At 66.1% G+C, this 1,656-nt stretch carries 3 protein-coding genes; 2 read left to right on the forward strand and 1 reads right to left on the reverse strand.

Annotated elements, in window-relative coordinates; translation table 11 throughout:
- The first annotated feature begins 122 nt into the window (after nt 1-122).
- Nucleotides 123-686: a dihydrofolate reductase family protein gene (locus tag ACIWVC_RS22285; RefSeq protein ID WP_396447000.1), complete on the forward strand. Its 564-nt coding sequence runs from the start codon at nt 123-125 to the stop codon at nt 684-686.
- Between the two features lie 111 nt (nt 687-797).
- Here ACIWVC_RS22285 and ACIWVC_RS22290 read toward each other — a convergent pair whose 3' ends face one another.
- Entirely contained in the window at nt 798-1,193 is a 396-nt protein-coding gene (locus ACIWVC_RS22290) for an ATP-binding protein (RefSeq protein WP_396446999.1), read from the reverse strand.
- 156 nt (nt 1,194-1,349) lie between these two features.
- Between ACIWVC_RS22290 and ACIWVC_RS22295 the strand changes: the two genes are divergently transcribed.
- A partial coding sequence (locus ACIWVC_RS22295) for a helix-turn-helix transcriptional regulator (RefSeq protein ID WP_396446998.1) occupies nt 1,350-1,656 on the forward strand: 307 nt, incomplete at its 3' end.

The raw sequence follows: 1,656 nt of genomic DNA on the forward strand, positions 1-1,656 counted from the left end.
AGCCAAGGAGTTGTGCCTTCCGATTGTCTTCCTAAGACCGCTTGCTCCGACTTTCTGGCCGATGACTTTTCCGCGTCGTGTTGGTCTGTACCCCGAATAGCGGCTCACGGGAGGCTGGCGCCATGCGGAAACTGATCTTTGGTATGAACGTGTCCTTGGACGGCTACACCGCCGCACCCGGCGACGACCTCGGCTGGAGCGTGCCGAGCGACGAGCTGTTCCAGTGGTGGTCCGACCGGGTGGGGTCGACGGAGCTGTCACTGTACGGGCGCGGGCTGTGGGAGGCGATGAGTTCCCACTGGCCGACCGCCGACCAGCAACCCGGCGCCACGTCGGCGGAGATCGAGTTCGCCCGCCGCTGGCGGGACATGCCGAAGGTGGTGTTCTCCTCCACGATCAGCACGGTCGACTGGAACACCCGTCTCTTCAGCGGCGACGCGGTCGCCGAGATCACTCGGCTTAAGGCCGAGGACGGAGGTCCGATCGACATCGGTGGCGCCACGCTCGCGGCAGCGGCGATGCGGGCCGGGCTGATCGACGAGTATGTCCTGGTCACCGCACCGGTTCTGGTGGGCGGCGGCACGCCGTTCTTCACCGCGCTGGACAACTGGGTCAACCTGACCTTGGTGGAGACGCGGACGTTCCCCGACGGCGTACTCATGACCAGGTACGAGACCAAGCGCTGAGTCACTTCGAGTCCAATCGCGGGAGCCGAGGAGGTTTCGCCCGCCTTCGTCGCGGCCCCTGATGTCCGCTCCAGCAGCAGCGCGGCTGGCTCGTTCATCGCCTTCGCTCGGTCAAGGGGCGAGTTTCGCCCAGACGATCTTGCCGCCCTCGTTGAGCGGGCGGACGCCCCAGTCGTGGACGAGTTCGGCCATGAGGAGCAGGCCGCGACCGCTCTCGGCGGCGTAGTTCTCGGGCTGGATCTCCGGCCTTCCCTCGCCGGCGTCCCACACCTCCACCACCGGGCAGCCGTCGCGCTCGTCCCGGAAGATCCGGACGACGATCTGCCCCTCCCCGTGCCGGTAACTGTTCGTGACCAGCTCGCAGACCACTGTGCGGCCCGCGTAGTCGTCCTTGATTCCCCACTCGGCGAACAGGTCGGCGAGGAATCGGCGGGCCAGGCTGGGGGCCTGGTCGTCGGGGTTGAGGACGAGCGTGGGAGGGACCTCTGCGATTGCTGTTGCTGACATGAGTGCGACCTAACGTCTCCGGGTTGGATCGGTCCCCAGTTAGTCACCAAGCGCCTCCGGAGCGCGACGAAGTGCAGCTCACGCTGGACAAGTAGGCCACCGCGAGTTCTCTCAACTTGCTGGCCACTTGACCCTCGGTTGAGGGACGATGACGCTATGACGCCACGTCGCCTCAAGGGCAAGGTGAGCCCCGCCCTCCTCCCGTTCGGCCGCAGGTTCCGCAGGTTCCGCGAGGCGAAGGGCTGGTCTCAGGACAACCTCGCACGCAGGGCTCGCGACGGGGAGGGCGTCACCCCGCAGTACATCGGCGCGATCGAGACTGGCCGCACCCGCTGTACTCGTGAATTCGCTGAAGCCATGGACGAGATCCTTGAGGCGAACGGCGAGCTGGTCGCTCTGTGGGAGGACCTGGTGAAAGACGCGGCCTTCCCTGTGTGGTTCGACTGGGTGAGCATCGAAGAGA

The sequence above is a fragment of the Actinomadura sp. genome, assembly GCF_044508335.1.
Taxonomy (GTDB): domain Bacteria; phylum Actinomycetota; class Actinomycetes; order Streptosporangiales; family Streptosporangiaceae; genus Spirillospora.